27 protein-coding genes and 1 riboswitch are annotated in these 23608 nt (G+C 36.8%); of the genes, 15 read left to right on the top strand and 12 right to left on the bottom strand.

The window, feature by feature from the left end:
- The first annotated feature begins 167 nt into the window (after positions 1–167).
- The gene (locus tag AsFPU1_RS08270) at positions 168–548 is read left to right on the top strand and encodes a methyl-accepting chemotaxis protein (RefSeq protein ID WP_124975077.1); all 381 of its coding nucleotides are present in this window, start codon (positions 168–170) and stop codon (positions 546–548) included.
- Positions 549–552: 4 nt separating this feature from the next.
- Here the strand turns inward: AsFPU1_RS08270 and AsFPU1_RS08265 are convergent, their stop codons facing one another.
- Together AsFPU1_RS08265 and AsFPU1_RS08260 are read right to left on the bottom strand one after the other, a co-directional pair.
- Positions 553–1914: a (Fe-S)-binding protein gene (locus AsFPU1_RS08265; RefSeq protein ID WP_124975075.1), complete on the bottom strand. Its 1362-nt coding sequence runs from the start codon at positions 1912–1914 to the stop codon at positions 553–555.
- Between the two features lie 24 nt (positions 1915–1938).
- Positions 1939–3288 (bottom strand): FAD-binding oxidoreductase, encoded by a 1350-nt coding sequence (locus AsFPU1_RS08260; protein WP_368665970.1) that lies wholly within the window; start codon positions 3286–3288, stop codon positions 1939–1941.
- A gap of 111 nt (positions 3289–3399) precedes the next feature.
- Between AsFPU1_RS08260 and AsFPU1_RS08255 the strand changes: the two genes are divergently transcribed.
- From AsFPU1_RS08255 to AsFPU1_RS08245, 3 genes are all read left to right on the top strand, one after another.
- On the top strand, positions 3400–4512 hold the full coding sequence (locus AsFPU1_RS08255; RefSeq protein ID WP_124975073.1) for an alkene reductase: 1113 nt from the start codon (positions 3400–3402) through the stop codon (positions 4510–4512).
- A 338-nt stretch (positions 4513–4850) separates the two neighbouring features.
- Positions 4851–5174, top strand: a complete 324-nt coding sequence (locus AsFPU1_RS08250; RefSeq protein WP_124975071.1) for a hypothetical protein — start codon at positions 4851–4853, stop codon at positions 5172–5174.
- A 170-nt stretch (positions 5175–5344) separates the two neighbouring features.
- Complete coding sequence (locus tag AsFPU1_RS08245) at positions 5345–5884, top strand: GIY-YIG nuclease family protein (RefSeq protein WP_124975069.1); 540 nt, start codon at positions 5345–5347, stop codon at positions 5882–5884.
- A 280-nt stretch (positions 5885–6164) separates the two neighbouring features.
- On the opposite strand, the gene hemL is transcribed toward AsFPU1_RS08245, so the two are convergent.
- Positions 6165–7469: a glutamate-1-semialdehyde 2,1-aminomutase gene (gene hemL, locus AsFPU1_RS08240; RefSeq protein WP_124975067.1), complete on the bottom strand. Its 1305-nt coding sequence runs from the start codon at positions 7467–7469 to the stop codon at positions 6165–6167.
- A gap of 326 nt (positions 7470–7795) precedes the next feature.
- On the opposite strand from hemL, the gene fabG reads away from it, so the two are divergent.
- Both fabG and AsFPU1_RS08230 read left to right on the top strand, forming a co-directional pair.
- Positions 7796–8551: a 3-oxoacyl-[acyl-carrier-protein] reductase gene (fabG, locus tag AsFPU1_RS08235; protein ID WP_124975117.1), complete on the top strand. Its 756-nt coding sequence runs from the start codon at positions 7796–7798 to the stop codon at positions 8549–8551.
- 24 nt (positions 8552–8575) lie between these two features.
- Positions 8576–9070, top strand: coding sequence for a universal stress protein (locus tag AsFPU1_RS08230; RefSeq protein WP_124975065.1), 495 nt, complete (start codon positions 8576–8578; stop codon positions 9068–9070).
- A gap of 26 nt (positions 9071–9096) precedes the next feature.
- On the opposite strand, the gene AsFPU1_RS08225 is transcribed toward AsFPU1_RS08230, so the two are convergent.
- The 3 genes from AsFPU1_RS08225 to ribE form a co-directional block, all read right to left on the bottom strand.
- Positions 9097–9321, bottom strand: a complete 225-nt coding sequence (locus AsFPU1_RS08225) for a riboflavin synthase subunit alpha (protein ID WP_124975063.1) — start codon at positions 9319–9321, stop codon at positions 9097–9099.
- 31 nt (positions 9322–9352) lie between these two features.
- Positions 9353–9429: riboswitch (Glutamine riboswitch) on the bottom strand.
- A 106-nt stretch (positions 9430–9535) separates the two neighbouring features.
- Positions 9536–9766: a hypothetical protein gene (locus AsFPU1_RS08220; protein WP_124975061.1), complete on the bottom strand. Its 231-nt coding sequence runs from the start codon at positions 9764–9766 to the stop codon at positions 9536–9538.
- A gap of 398 nt (positions 9767–10164) precedes the next feature.
- A complete protein-coding gene (gene ribE / locus AsFPU1_RS08215; protein ID WP_124975115.1) occupies positions 10165–10851 on the bottom strand; it encodes a riboflavin synthase in 687 nt (228 codons plus the stop codon).
- A gap of 169 nt (positions 10852–11020) precedes the next feature.
- Between ribE and AsFPU1_RS08210 the strand changes: the two genes are divergently transcribed.
- The 8 genes from AsFPU1_RS08210 (at position 11021) to AsFPU1_RS08175 (ending at position 17565) form a co-directional block, all read left to right on the top strand.
- Entirely contained in the window at positions 11021–11608 is a 588-nt protein-coding gene (locus AsFPU1_RS08210) for a DUF3782 domain-containing protein (RefSeq protein WP_124975059.1), read from the top strand.
- A 105-nt stretch (positions 11609–11713) separates the two neighbouring features.
- A complete protein-coding gene (locus tag AsFPU1_RS08205; RefSeq protein WP_124975057.1) occupies positions 11714–12280 on the top strand; it encodes a DUF3782 domain-containing protein in 567 nt (188 codons plus the stop codon).
- Positions 12281–12456: 176 nt separating this feature from the next.
- Complete coding sequence (locus tag AsFPU1_RS08200) at positions 12457–13023, top strand: DUF3782 domain-containing protein (RefSeq protein WP_124975055.1); 567 nt, start codon at positions 12457–12459, stop codon at positions 13021–13023.
- Positions 13024–13199: 176 nt separating this feature from the next.
- Positions 13200–13802: a DUF3782 domain-containing protein gene (locus AsFPU1_RS08195; protein ID WP_124975053.1), complete on the top strand. Its 603-nt coding sequence runs from the start codon at positions 13200–13202 to the stop codon at positions 13800–13802.
- Between the two features lie 144 nt (positions 13803–13946).
- Complete coding sequence (locus tag AsFPU1_RS08190; protein ID WP_124975113.1) at positions 13947–14735, top strand: MBL fold metallo-hydrolase; 789 nt, start codon at positions 13947–13949, stop codon at positions 14733–14735.
- 55 nt (positions 14736–14790) lie between these two features.
- Complete coding sequence (locus tag AsFPU1_RS08185; protein ID WP_124975051.1) at positions 14791–16425, top strand: mechanosensitive ion channel family protein; 1635 nt, start codon at positions 14791–14793, stop codon at positions 16423–16425.
- Positions 16426–16500: 75 nt separating this feature from the next.
- Positions 16501–16938, top strand: coding sequence for a lactoylglutathione lyase (gene gloA, locus AsFPU1_RS08180; RefSeq protein WP_124975048.1), 438 nt, complete (start codon positions 16501–16503; stop codon positions 16936–16938).
- A gap of 174 nt (positions 16939–17112) precedes the next feature.
- Positions 17113–17565, top strand: a complete 453-nt coding sequence (locus tag AsFPU1_RS08175; protein WP_124975046.1) for a nitrate reductase associated protein — start codon at positions 17113–17115, stop codon at positions 17563–17565.
- Here the strand turns inward: AsFPU1_RS08175 and AsFPU1_RS08170 are convergent.
- The 3 genes from AsFPU1_RS08170 to AsFPU1_RS08160 form a co-directional block, all read right to left on the bottom strand.
- A complete protein-coding gene (locus AsFPU1_RS08170; RefSeq protein ID WP_124975044.1) occupies positions 17562–19034 on the bottom strand; it encodes a DUF2252 domain-containing protein in 1473 nt (490 codons plus the stop codon). The two genes, AsFPU1_RS08175 and AsFPU1_RS08170, sit on opposite strands and share 4 nt — an antisense overlap.
- 497 nt (positions 19035–19531) lie before the next feature.
- Positions 19532–19873, bottom strand: coding sequence for a DUF5615 family PIN-like protein (locus AsFPU1_RS08165; RefSeq protein ID WP_124975042.1), 342 nt, complete (start codon positions 19871–19873; stop codon positions 19532–19534).
- 3 nt (positions 19874–19876) lie between these two features.
- Positions 19877–20236, bottom strand: coding sequence for a DUF433 domain-containing protein (locus AsFPU1_RS08160; RefSeq protein ID WP_368665969.1), 360 nt, complete (start codon positions 20234–20236; stop codon positions 19877–19879).
- A gap of 148 nt (positions 20237–20384) precedes the next feature.
- Here AsFPU1_RS08160 and AsFPU1_RS08155 point away from each other — a divergent pair, with 148 nt between their 5' ends.
- A complete protein-coding gene (locus AsFPU1_RS08155; RefSeq protein WP_124975040.1) occupies positions 20385–21272 on the top strand; it encodes an alpha/beta fold hydrolase in 888 nt (295 codons plus the stop codon).
- Here AsFPU1_RS08155 and AsFPU1_RS08150 read toward each other — a convergent pair.
- The 3 genes from AsFPU1_RS08150 to AsFPU1_RS08140 all read right to left on the bottom strand — a co-directional run bounded on the left by AsFPU1_RS08150 (position 21265) and on the right by AsFPU1_RS08140 (position 23471).
- The gene (locus AsFPU1_RS08150; protein ID WP_227873523.1) at positions 21265–21687 is read right to left on the bottom strand and encodes a hypothetical protein; all 423 of its coding nucleotides are present in this window, start codon (positions 21685–21687) and stop codon (positions 21265–21267) included. The genes AsFPU1_RS08155 and AsFPU1_RS08150 overlap by 8 nt on opposite strands.
- Positions 21688–21861: 174 nt before the next feature.
- Positions 21862–22968, bottom strand: a complete 1107-nt coding sequence (locus tag AsFPU1_RS08145; protein ID WP_124975038.1) for a hypothetical protein — start codon at positions 22966–22968, stop codon at positions 21862–21864.
- A complete protein-coding gene (locus AsFPU1_RS08140; RefSeq protein WP_124975036.1) occupies positions 22965–23471 on the bottom strand; it encodes a DUF4365 domain-containing protein in 507 nt (168 codons plus the stop codon). Before AsFPU1_RS08140 ends, AsFPU1_RS08145 begins: the two co-directional genes overlap by 4 nt.
- Positions 23472–23608: the final 137 nt, after the last annotated feature.

Here is a 23608-nt window from a genome sequence, read left to right as displayed (position 1 = left end):
AATTAACTTAAACTGAATTATGAATTGTTTTTTTAACTAATCTCTAAGGCTTTATTATAACATAATTTAGAAATTAAATAATATTATTAAACTTTATATAATACTCCCAGTTGTAGTGAACTGAGCTAAAATAATAGGTAGTAATCAAAATAACCTCTAACAAGAAAATGACAATTAAACGTTGGACAGATGAAATGGTCGATGAGTTAGCTTCAAGCGTTCATGAGATGCGAGAAAGCATGGGTGAAATGCGAGAAGGTATGACTGAAATGCGAGAAAGTATTACTGAGGTACGAGAAAGCATTACTGAAATGCGAGAAGGTATGACTGAAATGCGAGAAAGCATTACTGAAATGCGAGAAAGTATTACTGAGGTACGAGATAGTGTGGACGGTTTAAGAATAACTACTCAAGCATTATTACAAATTGCTGCTCAACATCAACAAGAAATACAATCAATCAAACAAAGACAAGCAGAAAGTGATGAAAGATTTAATATTCTGCTTGAAGAAGTTCGTTATCTAATTAGAGGTAAACAAGAAAATTAGTCATCTATAATTTGACTCCTCTAATAGCATAATCTAATAACTCCATCGGGTGCATTAAACTCATTTCTTTACCTTGTAAATTCAAATGTTTTTTAATTTGTAAAGAACATCCAGGGTTAGGAGAAGCAATTAAATTAGCACCTGTATTAACTAAATTATTAACCTTTTGTTGTCCTAATTCATTTGCTACTTCTGGTTGTAACATATTATAAACTCCTGCACTGCCACAACACAAAGCAGCATCAATAGGTTCTTTTAATATCACTCCAGGTATTTGTTGTAATAGTTGACGCGGTTGTAAACTGATTTTTTGTCCATGTAAGAGATGACAAGCATCTTGATAAACTATTTTTAATTCTCCTTCTGTTAGGGGAGATAAAGGAGAAGTTAACCCCACTTCAGCTAAAAATTCCTGCACATCTCTCACTTGAGAAACAAAGGTTTTAGCCTTCTCTTGATATTCTGGAACATCCGCTAAAATATGATTATATTCTTTTAAAGTATGTCCACATCCTGCCGCATTAATAATGATATAATCAACATCAGTTCCGACAAAACTATCTATCATTTGTTTAGCTAAGGTTTGTGCTTGTTGTTCTTGTCCCTGATGTGCAGGTAAAGCAGCACAACATCCTTGAGTTTTCGGGATAACAACTTCGCATCCATTCGCAGTTAAAACCCTTACAGTTGCTTCATTAACCGGAGAGAAAAATAACCGTTGAACACATCCTAAAACCATTCCCACTCGATAGCGTTTTTTTCCTTGTGCGGGAATAACATCAGGATATTTTTGAGTAAAAGATTTTAAGGTAATTTCTGGTAAAATAGATTCCATTGCCACTAAACGAGGAGAAATTATTTTTAAGACTCCTGTTGTTCTAACTATTTTTTGAATGCCTAATTTTTGATATAACCAAAGTAAGGGTAAAAAAATCTGTAATCGTTCAGGATAGGGAAACAGATTAAAAATGATACTTCTAATGAAATTATCCCCTAAACTTCGGGGTTGATTACGTTCAACTTGAGGTCGAGTTGCTGCAATTAAATTATCATATTGTACCCCAGAAGGACAAGTAGAAACACAAGCTAAACACCCTAAACAACTATCAAAATGTTGGGTAGTGGTTTCATCTAAACTAGCTTCTCCTTTACTAATAGCATTCATTAAGTAAATCCTACCCCTGGGAGAGTCCATTTCTTTTCCAATCACTCGATAACTGGGACAAGTTGATAAACAAAATCCACAGTGAACACAAGCGTCAATTAATTCTTGTTTAGGAGGATTTTTGCTATCAAATCCTTTTATTTCTTCGTCTAAAGCTTCTTGAAAGTTGAACGATTTACTCAGATTTTCTGAAAGTTGCATAAGTCTAAAAAGGTTTAAAGTGAATTAGAAAAAACGGGAAGGACTAAAGATATTTTGAGGATCAAATTGTTGTTTTATTTTCTCCATTAGGGGTAAAGCATTCCCTCGATATCCCCAAGGTTCTATCTGTTTTTTTAAGAATTTAGGAGAATCCAAAATCGTTAAAAAGCCTCCATATTCTTCTGTCAGAGTTCGCAATCTTTTGACTGTTCCTAAACTGGGTTCTATCTCTAATTTTAATCGTCCTATTCCTCGACTTGTATTTATCATACCCCATCCTTGGTGCTGGATTAATTCATCTAGTTGTGCTAGAAAATTAACTGCGGTATTGGGTCTTAATCCTATTTTGCAAGTTACAGAAGAATTACTTTGGGAACTTGTTATTAAAGATTGTAATTTTTGCCATAGATTAACTTCTATCTCTGATGAATAAAAAGAAGTGCTTAACCCTAATTCTTGAGCTATCTTATTAACTTGTATGGTTTGTTCTTTGACACTTTCAGGTATACTTTGAAAACGGATAATTAACCCCATACCTTCCCCAATATTTAAAGTTTTGACTACCGATTGGGATAAAATATCGGAAGCGGTAGGCTGTAATCCTGATTTAAGAAGACTTTGAGCCATTTTACTTATACTATTTGTCTCTCCACTTACCACCAAAGTTCCCGATGCTTCAGGAATGGGATACAATCTCAAATTAACCTGAGAAATCATGCCTAATGTGCCATAAGAACCAGTAAACAACTTCATTAGGTCATATCCTGCCACATTTTTGACAACTTTCCCCCCACATTTTGCTATTTTGCCATCCCATCGCACAAAAGACAATCCTAACACTAAATCCCGCATTCCTCCGTAACGTTGTTGCCAACTTCCTGCATCTGCTGTTGCTATAATGCCCCCCAGAGTTGCTGTATCGGGATAACTAGGATCAATGGGCAAAAATTGATTATGCTGTTTAAGAGTAGCTTGTAATTGAGCTAAAGTTATTCCTGCTTCTACGGTAATGGTTAAATCACCGACCGCATGATCAATAATACGATTAAGCTGTTGTGTACTAATAACTAATTTAGGGTTATTTATTAATCCTCCCCAGTTTAGCTTAGTGCCGTTGCCACAGGGAAGAATTGACCATTGATGATGACTAGCAAATTGAACTATTTGAGATAAAGTATCAATATCTGAAGGAACAGTTAAGTAATAAGGAGAAAAATTATCAATAATTGCTGATTCTATGCGCGTTTTCCAGGATGATTCTATCGTTTCCCAAGGAATAATTGTCTTAGGAGAATCTATTAATAATTCTAGTTGTGAAGCGATCGCAGTGGTCATCGGCGCAAAGAAAATGATTAAACTATTTTTAGTATACATTATTATGGCACAATTTTAGAAAATATCTCAAGTCTGTTAAAAGTAAAGCTCTCTGAAAAAATGAACCATAATAAGATAAGATAGGTAAGATACTAACCCAGAAATAAAACAATGGATACCATAGCTTCACCCAACTTATTAAGCTCATTTCAGTTAGGAGATTTAATCTTAAAAAATCGTGTAATAATGGCTCCTTTAACCCGTGCTAGAGCAGGAGAAGAAAGAATCCCTAATGCTATGATGGCCGAATATTATCGCCAAAGATCATCAGCAGGATTAATTATTAGTGAAGCCGCATCAATCTCTGAACAAGGTTGTGGATGGGTACAAAGTCCAGGTATTTATTCAGAAGAACAAACACAAGGATGGACACAAATAACAGAGGCAGTTCATGACAAAAAAACTCCTATTTTTATGCAGCTTTGGCATTGTGGACGAGCCTCTCATAGTAGTTTTCAAGAAAATAATCAACTTCCCGTTTCTGCCTCTGCTATTAAACTTAATGGAGACTATGTTCATACTCCCATAGGTAAACAACAATATGAAACCCCTCGCGCTTTAGAAACCCAAGAAATTCCCCGCATTGTTGAAGATTACCGTCTAGCAGCAGAAAGAGCAAAAAAAGCCGGATTTGATGGTGTAGAAATTCATGGCGCAAATGGCTATTTAATTGATCAATTCCTACAATCAAAAACCAATCACCGTACAGATAAATATGGTGAAAGTCTAGAAAACCGTTATCGCTTTCTTCAAGAAATAATTGAGGCTATTTTAACCGTTTATCCTGCTAATAAACTGGCGGTGAGAATTTCTCCTAACGGAATTTATAATGATATGGGTTCCCCTGATTACAGGGAAACATTTCTTTATGTCGCTCAACAATTAAATAGTTATAATTTGGCTTATCTTCATGTAGTAGATGGCTTAGAATTTGGCTTTCATGAATTAGGAGAACCGATGACATTAGCTGAATTTAGAACTGTATTTAATGGCCCATTAATGGGAAATTGTGGTTATACTCAAGAGAGTGCAGAAGAAACAATTAAAGTCGGAAATGCAGATTTAATAGCCTTTGGAAGACCTTTTATTAGCAACCCTGATTTAGTAGAAAGATTTACCAATAATTGGCCTTTAAATCCTCCTGCACAGATGAAAGATTGGTATTCTTTTGAAAAAGAAGGATATATTGATTTTCCTACTTATCCACAAACCAAAGTCAGTTAAAAATATAGGAGTTCAGAATCATACTGAACTCCTAAGCTGTTAAGCATATAAATTGCTAGTTGAGATTGCAGGGGAGCGCCGGAGCAAAGGGAGCACCGGAGAAGGAGTTTAAGCTTTTGTACTAAATACTAAATACCCTGTTTAAATGCGTCTTAGCTTACACATCATAATTTTGATAACTATCACGAAAAAAGTCAAGGGAAAACTCCGAATTCCGAACTCCTAACACCGAACTCAGGTTGTTAAGTATCATTACAAAATAAGTCAAATCTCTTGTAATAGGTTCAGACATTTCCTGTATGATAATGTAAGTTGTTCCAATCTCAAGTAAATTAACAATGGGTCTTAAAATCGTTGAAAACTTTGACGCTAGTTTCACCCTTACCCCAGAAGGGCAAGAAATCTTATTTAATCTCTTGACAAACGAGCAATTTATTGAGCAAATAAGTCAACAAATTCCCGCTCAAAACCTCAAATTTACTGAACTGCTATTTCAACCAGTTCCTTACAGTATTCAAACCCCAAAAGGAATGCCCACAGAATTTGAACCTTATTATAATTCTGATGAATATATTATTATTAATGTCCCCCCAAATTTCATGTTTAAAGCTAAAATTTTTAACCCTAGTCGTCTCTGTGCAATTTATCAAAAAATTGAATAATATTGTCTTGACTTAAGGACTATAATATTTACAGTTGAGATGTAAAATCTTGTAGTACACTGCTTCTAGCCTGTTACGGGCAAGATGCCCATTCCACATTTACATCTCATTTGAAAAAGCCATGCTTTTAAATGTAACTTTATCCTATTTATTAAGCCGAAAAAAACTGTATGACTACTGAAACTGAAATTCTCCAATTAACTAACTTAGAATATATTTCTTACTTAGATAATAATGGATTATTACCTGAAGAATTGCAAAATCAGATCGGTGTTTATGCTATTTTTAATCAAGAAAAAGAGCTTCAATTTGTTGGCTATTCCCGTGACATCTATTTAAGCTTAAAACAACATTTAGTCCGTAAACCTGATAACTGTTATTGGATTAAAATACAAACAATTACTCGTCCTAGTCGCACAATTTTAGAAGAAATAAAACAAGCATGGATTACAGAAAATGGAGTAAATTTATTCGCAAGTGAATCAGAAGAAAAAAGCTGGACAGATCCCATTGATGCTAAAATATTTATTACCGAAGATGAAAAACAAACCTATAATAATGGAGATGAATTATCTAAAATGAAATTACTTAAATCACTCGCTAGAAGAATTGAAACTGAGATAAAACAAACTTTAGAAAACAGAGGAAGTCAGCTAGAAATACGCTTTAATCCTAAACTAAAAGAACAGGGTTTATTAGATTTAAAATAAGTAAAATAGACATTGCCTCGTTTTTTCTCGCTTATCAGAGGAAGGCAAACTCACTAAAATGACGTATTAAAGAATTAATTGAATCGGCAGGTTGTCAGTTAAAATACTTGCCGCCTTATTCACCTGATCTTAATAAAACAGATTTTAAGCCATTAATCTATTTAGTACTTGTGTCCTATATATTAAGTTTTGGATCATTAGTTTGTATTTTTTTCTAAAATGTGTTAAGCGATCAGAAATTCACACCCCTCACAAGGATATTTGACTGATCGCTAAACTGCTATGAGAGAGACGAAAGAACGACTTGGGCCGCATTTAAGGTACGTTCAATATCTTCTTGGGTATGGGCCAAAGAAGTAAAACCGGCTTCAAATTGAGAAGGAGCAAGATAAATCCCTCTTTCGAGCATTCTACGATGGAAACGACCGAATTTAGTCGTATCAGACTTTTTAGCGTCCTCGTAATTATAAACCGGTCCTGATGCAAAAAATAAGCCAAACATAGCACCCAGATGACCACCACAGACCTGATGTCCGGCAGCCTTAGCCACATCTAGCAATCCTTCAGTGAGTTTTTTCGTGATTTTCTCTAAATATTCATAAGTACCCGGCTTTTGCAACAATTCCAAGGTTTTAATCCCCGCAGTCATGGCCAAAGGATTACCCGATAAAGTTCCCGCTTGATACATAGGGCCAGCCGGGGCTACCATAGACATAATATCTTTGCGTCCGCCATAAGCACCCACAGGTAAACCGCCACCGATGACTTTACCTAAGGTAGTTAAATCAGGAGTAACCCCAAACCGTTCTTGTGCGCCACCGTAAGCTAGACGGAACCCGGTCATCACCTCATCAAAAACCAGCAAAGAACCGTTTTCTTGGGTCAATTCCCGTAAACCTTCTAAAAATCCGGCTTCAGGCACAATAAATCCAGCATTGCCCACCACAGGCTCTAAAATCACTCCAGCGATTTCATCAGGATTTTGGGCAAATAGAGTTTTAACTGCTTCTAAATCGTTGTAGGGGGCGGTTAAAGTGTTAACAGTGGTCGTTTTAGGAACACCTGGAGAGTCAGGTAAACCCAACGTTGCCACACCAGAGCCAGCCTTTACTAAAAACATATCAGCATGGCCATGATAACACCCTTCAAACTTAATAATCTTGTCCCGTCCGGTAAAAGCTCGAATGAGTCGTAAAACCGACATACAAGCTTCTGTTCCTGAATTAACAAAGCGTACCATTTCAATACTCGGAACGGCTTCAATGACCATTTCAGCCAGAATATTTTCTTGGACTGAAGGGGCCCCGAAACTTGTCCCCTTGTCTAAAGCTTTGTGGAGGGCCGCAATTACATCAGGATGAGCATGACCACAGATAGCCGGCCCCCAAGTCCCCACATAATCAATATACTGGTTGCCATCTACATCCCAAATATAAGCTCCCTGAACCCGATCAAAGACGATCGGTTGTCCACCTACGGATTTAAAGGCTCTAACGGGAGAACTAACGCCCCCTGGCATCAGTTTTTGAGCGGCCACAAAAATTTCTTCTGACTTCGTGGTTTTAAGTGAAGTTGTGTTAACCAATCTTGTCTCCTTTTTCTATCGGATGAGAAGTTGTTGAGTCGATCAAAATCTTCTCAATTTATTATCCTACCATTGACATTCCCGCGCTTTTTAAACGGCGGGGATTCTTGGTTCACTGACTCGTCGGCTTGTCTTGACAGGTGTTACCACCGTGAGTTACACGGGTAGTGCCTGTGGACTCCAGTGCCGCCGACGGTTCGCAGTTGTTGCAGGAAGTGAACAGCCATCCAATGAAGAATTGGGACTTATTTCAACTGAGTAGGTTTGCGTAAGTTTCATGTAACGGTAAGATTGTTTTTGGCAAACTTATGATTAAAGAACGTATTATGAGCAATAATCAACTCCCTTTAAACCAACAGGTGGCAATCGTAACAGGGGCCTCACGGGGAATTGGCCGATCAGTTGCTTTAGCTTTAGCCACCGCAGGGTTAAAAGTCGTGGTTAACTATGCTAGTTCAACTACCGCGGCCCAAGAAGTGGTTCAACTAATCACAGAAGCTGGAGGAGAAGCGATCGCCTCTCAAGGAGATGTGTCTGACAGTACCGCCGTAGATACTCTGATCGCCTCAACTTTAGATAAGTTTGGCCGAGTTGATATACTGGTTAATAATGCCGGAATTACTCGTGATACCTTATTGTTACGGATGAAGTTGGAAGATTGGCAAGCCGTTATAGATCTTAATTTAACTGGGGTCTTTCTTTGTACTAAAGCAGTCAGTAAGCTGATGTTGAAACAAAAAGGGGGCCGTATTATTAATATTGCTTCTGTCGCGGGACAAATGGGTAATCCTGGGCAAGCTAATTACAGTGCCGCTAAAGCAGGAGTAATTGGTTTTACTAAGACTGTGGCTAAAGAATTAGCTAGTCGAGGAGTGACAGTCAATGCAGTTGCTCCTGGTTTTATTGCCACTGATATGACTGATGGGTTAAAATCAGAAGAAATCTTGAAATTTATTCCCTTGGGACGTTATGGTGTTCCTGAAGAAGTTGCAGGAATGGTGCGGTTTTTAGCCACAGATACGGCCGCCGCTTACATTACTGGACAGGTGTTTAATGTAGATGGGGGAATGGTCATGGCCTAGTTCAACAATTAACCCTTAACCTCGATGTACCAGAAAATCCTCGTAGCAATGGATATGTCAGATATGACACAGGAAATCTTTGCTTGTGCCTTATCTTTAGCTCAACAACAAACTCAGACTCGTTTACTGTTACTGCACGTTCTTAGTTGGGAGGAAGACAATAGTCCTTTACCTATTCCTCCTGATTTAACACAATTGTATCCTGCGGCCGGTAATGATTCAACCCTGGAAAGTTGGCGACTCCAATGGCAGGAATTTGAACAAGCTGGCCTAGCAATGCTACAATCTTATAGTCAAAACGCCCTTGAAGATGGCATTCAGACTGAATATCAACAAATTACTGGCAGTGCGGGCCGCACTATCTGTAAGGTGGCTAAAGAATGGCTTGCCGATTTAATTATAATCGGACATAGGGGACGTTCTGGGTTTCAAGAACTTCTCCTCGGTAGTGTCAGCAACTATGTCTTACATCATGCTCCTTGTTCTGTTTTAATTGTTCAACTGAAGCATTCCCCCTAATTATTGCTTAAGTAAGGGAAGGTTAGTCAACTTCCGGGTTTCTGGAGTATGGGTTGAATAATTCTATCACTCATCACAAGAATAGTAGCAAGAGTCAGCTTAATCGCCCAAGGAGCTAACAGAAGAGTTATGAATAGAGAAAGCAAGGCAATACATTTGATGGCTACTCTAAATACTTCTTCTTGCATATTTAGGCTAACAAAAGCAGACAGAGAAGCAATGGCCAAGGTAATTAAGGAAATCACAAGCATTTGTTGTTGCTACCTCATGATCTAAGGTGGGATGGCGTTCCTTCGGTTTTAATCACCTACTTCCGTCTCTAACAGCCTTGGTGTTGGGACTGAGGGGAGATGAACGGTCATTTTAGTGGACATCTCTCTATTCTACATAACTTTTAACATAAGTGTCAACACTTAATTAAGATTTATTAATTTTGTCGAATTTTCCCTGGATAATTGTCTTAACTTAACGAGGTTGCCATGGGTTATTGATAGGGGAAGCAGTCAGGGACTGACTTTTGAGGTTACTAGGAAATTGCCAATTAGGAAATGCTTGCATCCATAAGGCAGTCACTAATAACACAACGGTAATTAAGGCTTCATAAAATGGTACTTGACGTGAATTTCTACTTTTTTGGCAAGATGTTATTGGTGGGTGTGAGATTGATAGTTGATTTTTAATAGTTGGCTTAGTCATCACTATATTCCTCGATAATTTGGTTTTGAGATATAGCGCGCAGCGCTGGTATGTTTACAAATTAGATCAAGATGAAGATCGCTAAAACCTTTATTTGATAGGCTTTTCAGTTCTTTTTGCCTTTTGCCTTGCGCTGTAACTATGACTCAGTCAGTAGTCAAGCACAGAAATAGAAAATTTGACCCTTAAATGGGCAGTTATCTCTTTACTAAAGAGGCAATCTTAAGTTAAATATCCTCACACTCCAAATTGTCTCCAGGATTGAGCAAAAAATTTGATTAGATCCACAATAACCAGTATGACTTCTTAATGTAACATTCGCCACCAAAGTTTAGGAACTTAAGTAAAATTTAGGAGAGATATATTAAAAAACTTAACAAATTTTCATAATTGATAGTTCAAACATAGCCATGTTCTGAGAGAAAGTTCAAACTAATGTCGGTAGGGGTTCGATGAGAGTCTAAAGAGTGTCCCAATAATTTAGCCACATATTTTCCCAAAATATCCCCTTCAATATTTACTTCATCGTCAATTTTTAGATAAGACAGATTAGTCTGATGATAGGTATGAGGAATAACTGCTACTTTAAACCAATTTCCTTGAGCATCACAATCAGCGATCGTTAAACTAATACCATTAACTGCCACACTACCTTTAGGAATAATATAAGGGGCAATAGATTGTTCCCACTGTTGAGACAAAGAAGGAGAAGGAGCAAAAATTAGTTCCCAAGCTTTTTCTGTAGATATAGACTCTTTTAAACAACCGATTCCATCAACATGACCAGTGACAAAATGTCCTCCTAATTTACCACCTACTCGCAAAGAAGATTCTAAATTAACATAAGTAGATTGTTGAATTTGTTGACTGAGGGTTGTACGTTGTAGAGTTTCAGGAGAGGCAGTAGCCACAAAACCATCAGAGACGATTTCCTCTACTGTTAAACAGACTCCATCAACGGCTACACTATCACCTATTGCCAAATCTGACCAAATTGTTGTTGCATCTTGGGGGATACAAAGAGTAAAGCGATCAGTTTCTAGGGGACGTATTAAACCAAGACTTTGAATTAATCCTGTAAACATTTTTTGCAGTAATGATGATAAATAAGAAAATAAATTGCTATAAAAATCGTAACAAAAATGACAAAGCTTTAAAATAGGAAAGGAAATTGTGATCTGCTCCGTAGTGCCTTCGGCGATCGTGGATAATCCATTAAAATAGAGAAAACCATCATAAGGCAATAAATAATATATGGCAACCACCGCAGACGACGTATGGCAACTCCTCGCGGAATTAACCATCAAGCAATCCGAATTAACAGCTGCTCAAAAAGAGACTGACCTACAACTGAAGGAAAATGCTCAACAACAGAAGAAGACCGATCGCCAACTCAAAGAATTAGGGAAACAAATTGGGGGACTTGGTGCAAAATTTGGTAGCTTTACTGAAGGTCTGGCCCTCCCCTCAATGGAAAAGATTCTCAGACAACGGTTTGGCATGGAAGTAGTCAGTCCCAGTGTGCGAGTCAGTAAAGGAGGGCAACACATGGAAATTGATGTCCTGGCCTATACCAATGGTAATCTGAATACTGCTTATATTGTCGAGGTTAAAAGTCATGCTAGGGAAGATTCTATTACTCAATTAAAAAGTATTTTACAACGTTTTCGTACCTTTTTTCCTGAACATAAAGATAAACAACTCTATGGTGTTTTAGCCGCCGTTGATATGTCCCCCGAATTACGCCAAAAAACTCTGCAAGAAGGATTTTATGTGGCTCGGATTCATGATGAAGTATTTGAACTCGATATTCCTGAAAATTTTCAACCTCAAAGTTATTAATTTTTCTTGATCTATCAGGGAATAGGAATCTTCTCCGCAGTGCCTTCGGCAAGGGCAGATAATCCATTAAAATAGAGAAAACCATCATAAGGTAATAAATAATCTATGGCAACCACCGCAGACGACGTATGGCAACTCCTCGCGGAATTAACAGCTGCTCAAAAAGAGACTGACCGACAACTGAAGGAAAATGCTCAACAACAGAAGAAGACTGATCGCCAACTCAAAGAATTAGGGAAACAAATTGGGGGACTCGGTGCAAAATTTGGTAGCTTTACTGAAGGTCTGGCCCTCCCCTCAATGGAAAAGATTCTCAGACAACGGTTTGGCATGGAAGTAGTCAGTCCCAGTGTGCGAGTCAGTAAAGGAGGGCAACACATGGAAATTGATGTCCTGGCCTATACCAATGGTAATCTGAATACTGCTTATATTGTCGAGGTTAAAAGTCATGCTAGGGAAGATTCTATTACTCAATTAAAAAGTATTTTACAACGTTTTCGTACCTTTTTTCCTGAACATAAAGATAAACAACTCTATGGTGTTTTAGCCGCCGTTGATATGTCCCCCGAATTACGCCAAAAAACTCTGCAAGAAGGATTTTATGTGGCTCGGATTCATGATGAAGTATTTGAACTCGATATTCCTGAAAATTTTCAACCTCAAAGTTATTAATTTTTCTTGATCTATCAGGGAAAAGCAATCACTTTCTAGAAAAAAAGATAGCGGTAGGTTAGGTTTAAGAATGGCAATAAATTGGAGATATTAGTGTTAATTATTTTTTTAAATATGTGTGAAAATGCCGATAATTCATTAAAATAGAGAAAACCATCATAAGGCATAAATAATCTATGGCAACTACCGCAGACGACGTATGGCAACTCCTCGCCGAATTAACCACCAAGCAATCGGAATTAACTGCTGCTCAAAAAGAGACTGACCTACAACTGAAGGAGACTGGCAAACAACTCAAAGAATTAGGGAAACAAATTGGGGGACTCGGTGCAAAATTTGGTAGCTTTACTGAAGGTCTGGCCCTCCCCTCAATGGAAAAGATTCTCAGACAACGGTTTGGCATGGAAGTAGTCAGTCCCAGTGTGCGAGTCAGTAAAGGAGGGCAACACATGGAAATTGATGTCCTGGCCTATACCAATGGTAATCTGAATACTGCCTATATTGTCGAGGTTAAAAGTCATGCTAGGGAAGATTCTATTACTCAATTAAAAAGTATTTTACAACGTTTTCGTACCTTTTTTCCTGAACATAAAGATAAACAACTCTATGGTGTTTTAGCCGCCGTTGATATGTCCCCCGAATTACGCCAAAAAACTCTGCAAGAAGGATTTTATGTGGCTCGGATTCATGATGAAGTATTTGAACTCGATATTCCTGAAAATTTTCAACCTCAAAGTTATTAATTTTTCTTGATCTATCAGGGAAAAGCAATCACTTTCTAGAAAAAAAGATAGCGGTAGGTTAGGTTTAAGAATGGCAATAAATTGGAGATATTAGTGTTAATTATTTTTTTAAATATGTGTGAAAATGCCGATAATTCATTAAAATAGAGAAAACCATCATAAGGCATAAATAATCTATGGCAACTACCGCAGACGACGTATGGCAACTCCTCGCCGAATTAACCACCAAGCAATCGGAATTAACTGCTGCTCAAAAAGAGACTGACCTACAACTGAAGGAAAATGCTCAACAACAAAAAGAAACAGACCGACAAATCAAACAAATTAACGGAGAAATCCGTCAGTTAAGCAAAGAAATTGGTAATTTGGGTGGTAAATGGGGACGTTTTGTCGAAAATATGGTAGCACCCGCTTGTGAAACAATATTCTTAAAACGAGGTATTCCTGTTCATCAAGTCAGTCAACGGGTTAAAAAACGCTTGAATGGACAAACCCTAGAAATTGATGTCTTAGTAGCAAATGAAAATCATATTTTAGTCGTAGAAGTTAAGAGTAGTTTGGGCGTTAATGATGTCAAGGAACTAATTGAAGACTTAGGAAACTTTCGGCAATTTTTTCCTGAGTATAATCAAAAACAACTCTATGGAGCCGTAGCAGGCATTGAAATTGAAGAAGGGGCCGATAAATATGCGTACCGTCAAGGCTTATTTGTCTTAGCTCAAGCAGGAGAAACAGTTTCAATCTCAAATAATCTGGATTTTCAACCTAAAAATTGGTAGAACTCAATCTTCTGCTATTTATGGTGTTTAACGATATACTAGAAACCGATTATGAGGGAAAGCGGCAACCCCAATAAACCCGCCCCGTTTTCCTATCCTATTCATGCTTTTTGGCTTAAATGGGAGTCTTTAGCGGGAAGAAAGATGAAACGACGACAGTTAATTCGCTATGCTGGTGCTAGTGCTATAGCAGCCACCGGAATTCCCTTAGTTTCTCACTTTCAACCTACTTTAGCTCAGAGTAAGGATTCCCTGTTGGTGCAGTATTTAGGACATACTTCTTTTTTGTTTACGGGAGGGGGATTACGAATTTTAGCTAATCCTTTTCGGGCTATCGGCTGTACTGCTGGTTATCGTTTGCCTAAAGTAGAGGCAGATTTAGTAATTATTAGTAGTCAATTGTGGGACGAAGGGGCAGCCGAAAATTTGCCAGGAAATCCCAAAGTTTTGTATGAATCGGGAGTTTATGAGATTAATGGCCTCAGAATTCAAGGAATAGGCAGTCCTCACGATCGCAAAGAGGGTAAACAGTTTGGGCAAAATGTGGCTTGGCGTTGGACTCAAGGGGGTATTCGAGTAGTACATTTAGGTGGTGCAGCTTCTCCTATTAACATAGAACAAAAAATTTTGTTAGGAACACCAGATCTCGCCTTGATTCCTGTTGGTGGTGGCCCCAAAGCTTATACTCCAGAAGAAGGTAAAAAAGCGATGGAAATATTACGCCCTAAAATCATGATTCCGACTCATTATTTAACGAGTGCGGCTGATAAAAAGGCTTGTGATTTGGCTCCAATTCAAAACTTTTTAGAGTTAGTAAAGGAGATGAATGTTAAGGAGATTAATGATAATCAACTTCGTCTTAAATCTTCAGATTTACCCAAAGAAGGAACTTTAGTGAGAATCTTAAATTATAAGCCTGTTCTTAAGAAATAAATTAATCTTGAGGTTAAACAAGTAATTGGTTAAACCAAAGATATTATTGGGATTGATGTTCAATAAAATTAAATTATTATCTCAACCTAATACATTAAAAAAAGGATTATTAGGTCAAAGACTTTTGTTAGTAATATTAATATTACTAGCAACTTGCTTAATTTCTCTGCCTATTAAAGCGCAAGTTTTTACGTTACCAGATTTAACAGATACAAATAATTGGTTACTGCGAAATGATCCTTCTTCTATTGTTTCTAATTGTATTAGACTAGATGGTCTATGTTTATTTAAAGTAGTTGCCCCTAAATCTGATATTAGTGAACGAGTGACGGTTATTGAAGAAAGGTTAAATCAAATTATTGATCTTTATTTAAGCAAAGAATCTCCTAAAATCAAAATTGAACAGACAATCATTAATAATTTACCAAATATTTATATAACTATTAATGAGCAAAAAATTCGCCTCATGACTGTTACCAGTTTAGATGTTAACAATGAGGGAATTGATCCTAGTACCAAAGCTAGTTTTATTATTGAACAATTAGAACGGGGACTGCAACGAGCGAAACAAGAACGAGAATTCATATTTTTGCTATCAAAAGGATTAATCTCTTTAGGAATTTTAGGGGGAATAGTTATTATAAATTTTGTTTTAGGTTATCAGATAAATCGCTTTAAACATTCACAGAATAAGACAAGAGATTTAAGAAATAATCAACCAATTTCAACGGTGCTAATTGAACGACAACAATGGAATATTAAAGAAGTTAAATATCGAGTATTACAGTTAGTGCAAACAGCTATATGGTTAGGAGGAATTGTTTTAATTGTAGGACTATTTCCTCAAACAAGAATTATACGAATTTGGTTATTTAATATTTTACGAATTCCTGCTAAATTAGCAATTGTTGGTGCAGGAACTTATTTATTAATTCGTTTAAGTTATGCCTTAATTGCTAAATTAAGTGCCATTATATTTAGCCAAGATTTACTAAATCTTGATATTAATCAAAGACTTCAATTACGATTAACCACACTTTCTCTTGTTTCTCGGAGTATTATTACGGTTATTTGGGTAGGGGTTGGTACTTTAGTTGGACTATCAGTCATTGGAGTTAATACGGCTCCTTTATTAACGGGTTTAGGCATTTTAGGGGTAGGGGTTTCTTTAGCTTCTCAAAACTTAATTCGAGATGGAATTAATGGCTTTTTTATTATTATTGAGGATCAATATGCAGTTGGGGATATGATTGAGGTAGGCAATTTTTCTGGACTGGTAGAAAATATCAATTTAAGAATTACTCAATTACGAGATTCCCAAGGTAGATTAATTACTATTCCTAATAGTGAAGTTAAAATTGTGGCTAATCTTTCTAGTAATTGGTCAAGAGCAGATTTAAGTATTCCTATTGCTTATGAAACAGATGTAGATCTGGCTTTAAAAATTATTAAAGATGTAGCTGATAAAATGCGACAAGATAAAATTTTGCAACAAAATATTTTAGAAAATCCTGAAATTTTAGGGGTAGAAAATTTTGAAGAAAGAGGATTAATTATTCGGGTTTGGATTAAAACTAAACCTCTTAAACAATGGGATGTTTCACGAGAGTTTCGTCGTCGTTTAAAAGTAGAATTTGATCTCCAGGGTTTGCCCCTTCCTCAACTAAAAGTCTGGTTAAATCGCATTTAACTAAATGTTGCCATCAAAAAGATGTCACAATAAAATAGAAACTAGGAAACAATAATTAAGGAGTCGTGATCGGTTATGCGAATGTTACATACTATGTTAAGAGTTAATAATCTCGAAGAATCTCTCAAATTCTATTGTGATATCTTGGGAATGAACTTGTTGCGTCAAAAAGAGTATCCAGGAGGAGAATTTACTCTCGCTTTTGTTGGGTATGGGGATGAGTCAGAAACTACAGTCATTGAATTAACCTATAATTGGGGGGTTAATTCCTATGAATTAGGCAATGCCTATGGACACATTGCTCTTGGGGTTGATGATATTTATGGAACTTGTGAAAAAATTCGTAACCTTGGTGGTAAAATAAGTAGAGAACCTGGCCCGATGAAACATGGCTCAACTGTGATTGCTTTTGTGGAAGATCCTAATGGTTATAAAGTTGAATTAATTCAGTTAAAAAATCAAGGATTATCCCCCAAAGAAGAAGCGATCGCACCGAGTCAGTTCTTAAGATAAAATATTGCTTACTATTTGATGTAATGGTGGAACGGGCATCTTGCCCGTCACAGAATTTTAGCTATATATAAAATTAAATATGGGGTTTCGTTCATAAAATTAAATGTGGGGTTTTGTTCATAAAATTAAATGTTGGGTTTCGTTCCTCAACCCAACCTACGTTTAGGAGTAATTATGAGTCATTTTTTTGAATTTGAAGCTGATTTTGTGGAGTCTTTACGCTGTATTCCTATGCAGGTACGTCTGAAATTAGATACCTGTGGAGTAAAACTTAAACTGTCTCATTGGCATCAGTTTACTGCTGAAGAACGTCAAGTGCTAATATCTATGGCTTGTGCTACTACTGAAGAAAGTCAAATTTATCGGGAATTTCTGCAAACTTTGGTCACACAAAAGACAGGAAGTCCAGCCACCGAACTTCCTTTAGAGTCTAATCCTTCTTGGTTAGATGGGGGAACTATCCCCTCAGAAGTCCAAGCAAAAGCGACTGAATTTAATCTGATTATTGAACCCTCTCAATGGGCTAATTTAACGCCTTCTCAACGGTTTGCCTTGATCAAATTGAGTCGTTCTAGCCATGAAAACCGGAATTTTTATCCTGCTTTGCAAGAATTTAAGCTGGTTTAAATGCCAAATTCTGCGGGAATATGACCTTCCTTGATCGCTTTAACTAAAGAGTCCCAGTCTTTTTCTGTTTGTTCTCCATACGCTTCAGCAAAGTTAGCGATCGCGGAGGGTAAAATGGGAGATGTCCCACAATATCCGGCAATTTTGGCAATATCTCCAGAACGAGCATGAGCGCGAGCTAATAAAGTGCCACAAGCACGAGCATAGGTCATAAAAGCGGAACCTTTCAGGGAATTAAGGGGAATAGACCCTTTTAAATTCTTTAGCTGACGCACATAAAAAGGACGACCATCAATAGAAGTCCAACCCAGTAAAACATCTGTTGCTGCTTGTAATACCCGTTGTCCAAAGACAACTCGCTGCCCTTGATGAGTAACTGTAGGGGGTAAAGAAGGCCCATAAGGGGCAAATACAGGAGAAATACCCTCTTTAACTTGCAGAAACAGGGGATCACTATCATCATTGCCCAACAACATCACCAGATACGTTCTTAACCCCACACTACTAATACCAACGACCCGATGAGCAACATCCACAACCCGATAGCGTTGGAACATATAACGACGTTCTGGTGCAAGGGTTTCCGCATAGCTAATCAGAGAACCAATAATTTTTTGACTGGTGACTTCATCAGTACGGATTAAAAGAGGCGGATTTTCGATAAATTGCCATTTCCCTTCCACAGAACGACAGGCTAAGTCTTCTAGCAAACTAACGTTAGTGTTATCGAGGGCTTTTTTGACTGCTTTTTCCAGAATTTCCTTAATTTTAGCATCGGGTTTAAATACCGTACTTTCTTCTCCTGGATAATGGTGTAAATACCAAACTTGAAGAATTCGCAAGCTTTCTAGGTGTTCCGCATTTTCTTGATATCCGGCCACAGAGGCCATAACAGCTTCACAGCGATCGTTTTTCTTGAGTCCAGATTCTCGTGCGGCTACATTGATACTCGCTGCTAACCGTTTGAGATCCCATTCCCAACAACCATAGGTAACTTCATCAAAGTCATCAAGATCAAAGACAACGGTGCGTTGAGGGGTTCCAGATAGACCAAAATTGTTCAGGTGAGCATCTCCATCTATGAGTACCTGAATGCCTGATACTGGGGTATGAGCTAAGTCCCAAGCCATGACCCCTGCTGTTCCGCGAAAAAAACTGAAGGGTGAGGCACTCATGCGCCCCATGCGAATTGGCACTAAATTGGCTTGTCTGCCCTCGTGAGTGGCTTTAATGAATTCTACGGGGTCAGGACGGTTTGAGGGGGCTTCCCAGCGATTATGGACTTCTCTGGGAGTCTTTAAACGGAGGGCTTTACCAATTTTATGTCGGCCTGGCCAAGAGTCTATTTTTAAATTAGGTTCATAGTAGGGAAGATGTTGCCAGGATTCGAGATCTTGAGCCAGAAAGAAGGGATGATTCGGATCTGTGACAGGGGAAGATTGAGGGGTAAAGGATTGAGAATCGTTCATAGATTAAGTTTGATAAGATTAATTAAGATTAGAGTAGCCTATTAATTTTGGACACTTAAAAATAATCTAAAATTTTTTAGAATTCCAGGATAATTTATGTTTCTATGTTTTCATTTTAAAATTGTACTTATTCTTAACAGGTCTAAAATAAGTCTAAGGTAAAAATCAAAGCTTCCTTGATTTAAAGTAGTATCTTATTCGGTAATTGACCTAAATTGCGTTCTAACCGTACTGTAGGAATAGAACCTAAACCTTGTAAATTAACTATAGATTTCCGTTTTAAAAAGGACAATTTTGGCAACATAACTTCATAAGAACTGTTACGATTTTGGGTCGTTATTGGTGCATAGAGAATCAACGCGCGAGGTGAATTAGGATCGTATGGAACAAGTTAAAAAGAATTAAAGATAAGTTAGGTTAGGAAACATTTTAGGCTGAGAATTGATGATTTATAATTTTCGCTATTAAGTAAACCATTTAACCTCTTTAGTAAATTTTCAAGAATTAGAACGCAGAACTCGAATTAACTTACCTTTGATTGTTTTCTGAACCAAAATCGCTTTGTTAATCTCTATAGCGGCTTTCTCAAAGTCTGGATCTTCAGTGCAGACGACAATACCAGTATGATCTGGGTTTAATTGATGTAATCGGATAAAATGACGGCGATTTCTCGTTAAAATACCTCTCTCAGTACGAACAGCGAAGGCTAACACATCCTCATCAGGAATTCTCTGGTTAGCTTTTCCGGCTTCCTTAGCTGTCAACACATCATGACCGAAACTACGGAGAAACGCAACAACTGGCAAGGGAAAATTCTCATCGGCGTAGAGGCGTGCCAATTTTCAATCTTCTCCATTTTCTAGCATGATTTCTTCATTTTCTCTGATAGCAGTTGAAATTTCGTCAGGATGGCCATCAGCATAAGCCCAAGCATTGACCAAATCAGCCGCAGTAAGATCTGGAAAGGCTTCTAGAATACTAGCATCACTCATGCCGAGACAGCGATTGTTGACTAGAGACCAAATGGGAATGCGAGTGTTACCCACACAAGCATCACCATCACAAACACCCTGCGTTTTTTTAATTCCTTGAGAACCATTCGTTAAATTTTGGGTCAAAATTTGGATAATTTCAGCTTTTTCTGTCAGATTTAGGGCAAGGATTTGTCTTTCCAACTCTTTAAGTGTTATTGTTGTTTTCACTTTGATTCTAATCCTTATTTTAGTAGGATATCTTTATTGTAGATAATGATAGATTCTCGTTATGTCTATGGCTGTTATTACGGATGGTTATAAATAAGGTATGGTAAGTAAAAACCTCTTTTAAAAACCCATTTAATTTCACCTCCTTATGATCTCTCAACTACTTGATCCTCATTCTCTAGAAACATTTACCTGGAATTGGCAAGGACACCGCATTAAGTATACGGTCAAGGGACAGGGTAAACCTATCCTCTTAATTCACGGGTTTGGTGCATCTATTGGTCACTGGAGACACAATATCCCCATTTTAGCTCAGGAAGGTTATCGGGTTTATGCCCTAGATTTACTAGGATTTGGCGGCTCTGATAAACCTGAGTTAAATTATACGGTGGAACTCTGGCGCGATCTGATTCAAGATTTTTGGGCAGAACATATTCAAGAACCTACCGTATTTGTGGGTAATTCCATCGGGGGTTTACTTACTTTAATGATTATGACTTCCTCCCCTCATATTACTCAAGGAGGAGTGTTAATTAATTGTGCGGGTGGGTTAAATCATCGTCCTGATGAGTTGAATTTTCTCCTAAGATTGATAATGGGAGTCTTTGCTAAGCTGGTTAATTCTCCCATAACAGGTAAGTACATTTTTAACAGCATTCGTCAAAAAAAGCGCATTCGTCGCACCCTTTATCAAGTTTATTGCGATCGCAATGCTGTCACGGATGAATTAGTCGAGATTTTGTATCAACCATCTTGTGATGAGGGGGCCCAAAAAGTCTTTGCTTCTGTATTAACTGCACCTCCTGGCCCCCATCCCATAGAATTATTACCCCAAATAGAACACCCCTTATTAGTATTATGGGGAACTGAAGATCCTTGGACACCAATTACAGGAGCCAAAATTTATCAAGAACGGGCGCAAATGGGACAAAATACGGAATTTTATCCCATTCCCCAGGCAGGCCATTGTCCTCATGATGAAAAACCAAATCAAGTTAATGAATTAATGTTAAATTGGCTAAATCGTTTTAATTAGCGTTGCGGCAAATTTCAACTAATCCGTCAAATCCTTCCCAAATTTGCTGGTCTGATGCTTCAATTAGACCAAAAGCAAATTTGGTTTTTTTCTCAATATTTAAGGTTAATATTTTCTTAGATGGTTCAAATTGATAGGAGAGTGTCGCTGCAACTGTCCCATTTTGAATCATGGGTTGATTTCTTACTTTAAGTTCTATTGTGCCGTCATTTTCGCCGTAGTATTGGGCCCATCCTTGTTCTGAACCGTTAGAACTGGGGGGTTTTATGCACTCATTAAACTGCTTTTGATTAATATTTTGATACTGTTTAGAAGATTTAGCTTGAGCAGGAATAATCATCCCGACAGTCAATAAACAACCAGCACTAGCGAGTGCAATAATCAAACGAAGTTGATTTGATATAAATGGATTCATGGCAGACCTGATAAATAGCGTTTTATGTTATGTATGATAGCGGGTTTCACGGAGAAGGCAATTAACTTAAAGAAACTTTAAACTTAAATCAATCTAAAGAAAACATAAATTTGTAATCTTTGTAGCCAATTTATAGTCTCAAGGAACATTTAAAGTATCTGATGAAGTAGTTGTTTAATTCATATATTTAATATTAATAACTTTTCTCTCGATTTTTTCTTCCCCTGTAGCTGGATTAATCAATGTTATTTCTTCAAAAGTAACTATATATAAACGATCTATAGTTAGCTCAATATTGGTATTTTTTAATACCTGGTCTAAAATATCACCTGTATATATTTGTTTATCCTCTAGACTTAATATTTCAAGATAATTACGCTTACTTTTACTAGCTAATAATAGTTTTCCCCGAACTGTAATTTCTTCAGGATTTTCAGTTTCCATTTTATTAATAAAATCAATAGTATTAACTGTATTTTCATAAGTTAAATACGCATGACCACCAGCTTCAGGATTAACTGAACCCCAATCAATATAAAAATTAGATTGATCACGAATTAATTCAGCTAAAAATTTACGATATCTGGATGCAATTCTTTTTTTTAAATGTAATAACATTTGTTTCAAATTTTCTTTATCTGAGCTATTGCTAAGATTTATTAATTCTAGAAAATTGTGAGATACTCTTTCTGCAAGAGGCCTTTCTTCAAAAAGATCTAATTGCTGAGTAAGTTTTGCAAAAGCTAATTTTACCCCAAAAGAACCTTTAAAAGTTTCAAAAACTGAAATTTCTGTTTTGTCTAAAACTTTTGGAGAAATTCTGCCTCTTATACTTTCACTTTCCTGACCACTTTCTAATTCACCAAAAGCGTCGAATAAATTTTGTAGAGAAACAAGAACAAGACCCATTTTTTTTGCTGAAAATTGTTTTTTATACTCATCATATATAAATTGAAATCTTAAACTAATTATTTCTGTTTGTTGCTCTAAAGCAACTTGATGAGGACTTTTAAAGTCCTTTATAATTTCCTCTTTAGATTTATTATCTACGACTTCTAAAGTTCTCAAAACATCATACATTCGAGAATAAAAATCAGGTATTTCTTGATCTAATGGCAATAGTAATGAATACTTTTTATTGTTTTTATTAGTAGTTAATATAACTGCTATATCATCTAGTTTTGATTCTTCTTTCCAACCATTATTTTCCAAGTATGTGTATACATAACTTGGATCTATTGAATTGATATTATCAATAAATAGGTTAGTAGAAAGTATCATAAATTTTCCCTCCTTCCTGCTTTCTCCATAATGTTTCGGAGACTAACTGGGGTAAATAAGTTTTGACGAGGTAATTCAACTGTTATGTTTTCTGTATTATTTGTAGGAGATTGTCCTCTTAAAGAAAGCCAATAACCGCACTTTTTCATTAAAATATCTTCTTCAGTGATTTTTAACCAATCATTTATATCACTAGGAACTAAAACCACGACTAAAATTAGAGGAACATAAGGATTTGGATAGATTAATGTTTTATAGTTTTTGACGGGAAGAGGAAATTTGATACAATTTTCTTTCCTAATATTTTCAGCAGCAGTACACTTAACTTGTGCATCAATTCGAGGGAAAAGGACTCCTCCCGCTTCTCCAGGAACTTCAATAGTTACATCAATTCCAGCATTATCCATTGCTCTAGGTTTAAGTTCAACGGAATAACCCGCAACTGAAGAAACTGCTTCTATGTAAGCATAACTAAACATTTCTTTTCGAGTATTAAGATCCATCGATAAGCTCTTATCAAAAAGTTATGAAAATAGCTTTTATCGAAAGTTTTGTACTGAATAAGTAGGCTAATTTTCTAAACCTCAATTGTTTCATAATGCCAACTTTTTACCTTATATAAATTAAGTAATCATTCCAT

The organism is Aphanothece sacrum FPU1 (assembly GCF_003864295.1).
GTDB lineage: Bacteria > Cyanobacteriota > Cyanobacteriia > Cyanobacteriales > Microcystaceae > Aphanothece_B > Aphanothece_B sacrum.
This window is presented reverse-complemented; position numbering and strand designations above follow the sequence as displayed.

What these genes read in the sequence shown, in the direction of transcription:
- AsFPU1_RS08270 (WP_124975077.1), top strand. Translation starts at nt 168, where the DNA reads ATGACAATTAAACGTTGGACAGATGAAATGGTCGATGAGTTAGCTTCA.
- AsFPU1_RS08265 (WP_124975075.1), bottom strand. Translation starts at nt 1,914, where the DNA reads ATGCAACTTTCAGAAAATCTGAGTAAATCGTTCAACTTTCAAGAAGCT.
- AsFPU1_RS08260 (WP_368665970.1), bottom strand. Translation starts at nt 3,288, where the DNA reads ATGTATACTAAAAATAGTTTAATCATTTTCTTTGCGCCGATGACCACT.
- AsFPU1_RS08255 (WP_124975073.1), top strand. Translation starts at nt 3,400, where the DNA reads ATGGATACCATAGCTTCACCCAACTTATTAAGCTCATTTCAGTTAGGA.
- AsFPU1_RS08250 (WP_124975071.1), top strand. Translation starts at nt 4,851, where the DNA reads ATGGGTCTTAAAATCGTTGAAAACTTTGACGCTAGTTTCACCCTTACC.
- AsFPU1_RS08245 (WP_124975069.1), top strand. Translation starts at nt 5,345, where the DNA reads ATGACTACTGAAACTGAAATTCTCCAATTAACTAACTTAGAATATATT.
- fabG (WP_124975117.1), top strand. Translation starts at nt 7,796, where the DNA reads ATGAGCAATAATCAACTCCCTTTAAACCAACAGGTGGCAATCGTAACA.
- AsFPU1_RS08230 (WP_124975065.1), top strand. Translation starts at nt 8,576, where the DNA reads ATGTACCAGAAAATCCTCGTAGCAATGGATATGTCAGATATGACACAG.
- AsFPU1_RS08225 (WP_124975063.1), bottom strand. Translation starts at nt 9,321, where the DNA reads ATGCTTGTGATTTCCTTAATTACCTTGGCCATTGCTTCTCTGTCTGCT.
- AsFPU1_RS08220 (WP_124975061.1), bottom strand. Translation starts at nt 9,766, where the DNA reads ATGACTAAGCCAACTATTAAAAATCAACTATCAATCTCACACCCACCA.
- ribE (WP_124975115.1), bottom strand. Translation starts at nt 10,851, where the DNA reads ATGTTTACAGGATTAATTCAAAGTCTTGGTTTAATACGTCCCCTAGAA.
- AsFPU1_RS08210 (WP_124975059.1), top strand. Translation starts at nt 11,021, where the DNA reads ATGGCAACCACCGCAGACGACGTATGGCAACTCCTCGCGGAATTAACC.
- AsFPU1_RS08205 (WP_124975057.1), top strand. Translation starts at nt 11,714, where the DNA reads ATGGCAACCACCGCAGACGACGTATGGCAACTCCTCGCGGAATTAACA.
- AsFPU1_RS08200 (WP_124975055.1), top strand. Translation starts at nt 12,457, where the DNA reads ATGGCAACTACCGCAGACGACGTATGGCAACTCCTCGCCGAATTAACC.
- AsFPU1_RS08195 (WP_124975053.1), top strand. Translation starts at nt 13,200, where the DNA reads ATGGCAACTACCGCAGACGACGTATGGCAACTCCTCGCCGAATTAACC.
- AsFPU1_RS08190 (WP_124975113.1), top strand. Translation starts at nt 13,947, where the DNA reads ATGAAACGACGACAGTTAATTCGCTATGCTGGTGCTAGTGCTATAGCA.
- AsFPU1_RS08185 (WP_124975051.1), top strand. Translation starts at nt 14,791, where the DNA reads ATGTTCAATAAAATTAAATTATTATCTCAACCTAATACATTAAAAAAA.
- gloA (WP_124975048.1), top strand. Translation starts at nt 16,501, where the DNA reads ATGCGAATGTTACATACTATGTTAAGAGTTAATAATCTCGAAGAATCT.
- AsFPU1_RS08175 (WP_124975046.1), top strand. Translation starts at nt 17,113, where the DNA reads ATGAGTCATTTTTTTGAATTTGAAGCTGATTTTGTGGAGTCTTTACGC.
- AsFPU1_RS08170 (WP_124975044.1), bottom strand. Translation starts at nt 19,034, where the DNA reads ATGAACGATTCTCAATCCTTTACCCCTCAATCTTCCCCTGTCACAGAT.
- AsFPU1_RS08155 (WP_124975040.1), top strand. Translation starts at nt 20,385, where the DNA reads ATGATCTCTCAACTACTTGATCCTCATTCTCTAGAAACATTTACCTGG.
- AsFPU1_RS08150 (WP_227873523.1), bottom strand. Translation starts at nt 21,687, where the DNA reads ATGAATCCATTTATATCAAATCAACTTCGTTTGATTATTGCACTCGCT.
- AsFPU1_RS08145 (WP_124975038.1), bottom strand. Translation starts at nt 22,968, where the DNA reads ATGATACTTTCTACTAACCTATTTATTGATAATATCAATTCAATAGAT.
- AsFPU1_RS08140 (WP_124975036.1), bottom strand. Translation starts at nt 23,471, where the DNA reads ATGGATCTTAATACTCGAAAAGAAATGTTTAGTTATGCTTACATAGAA.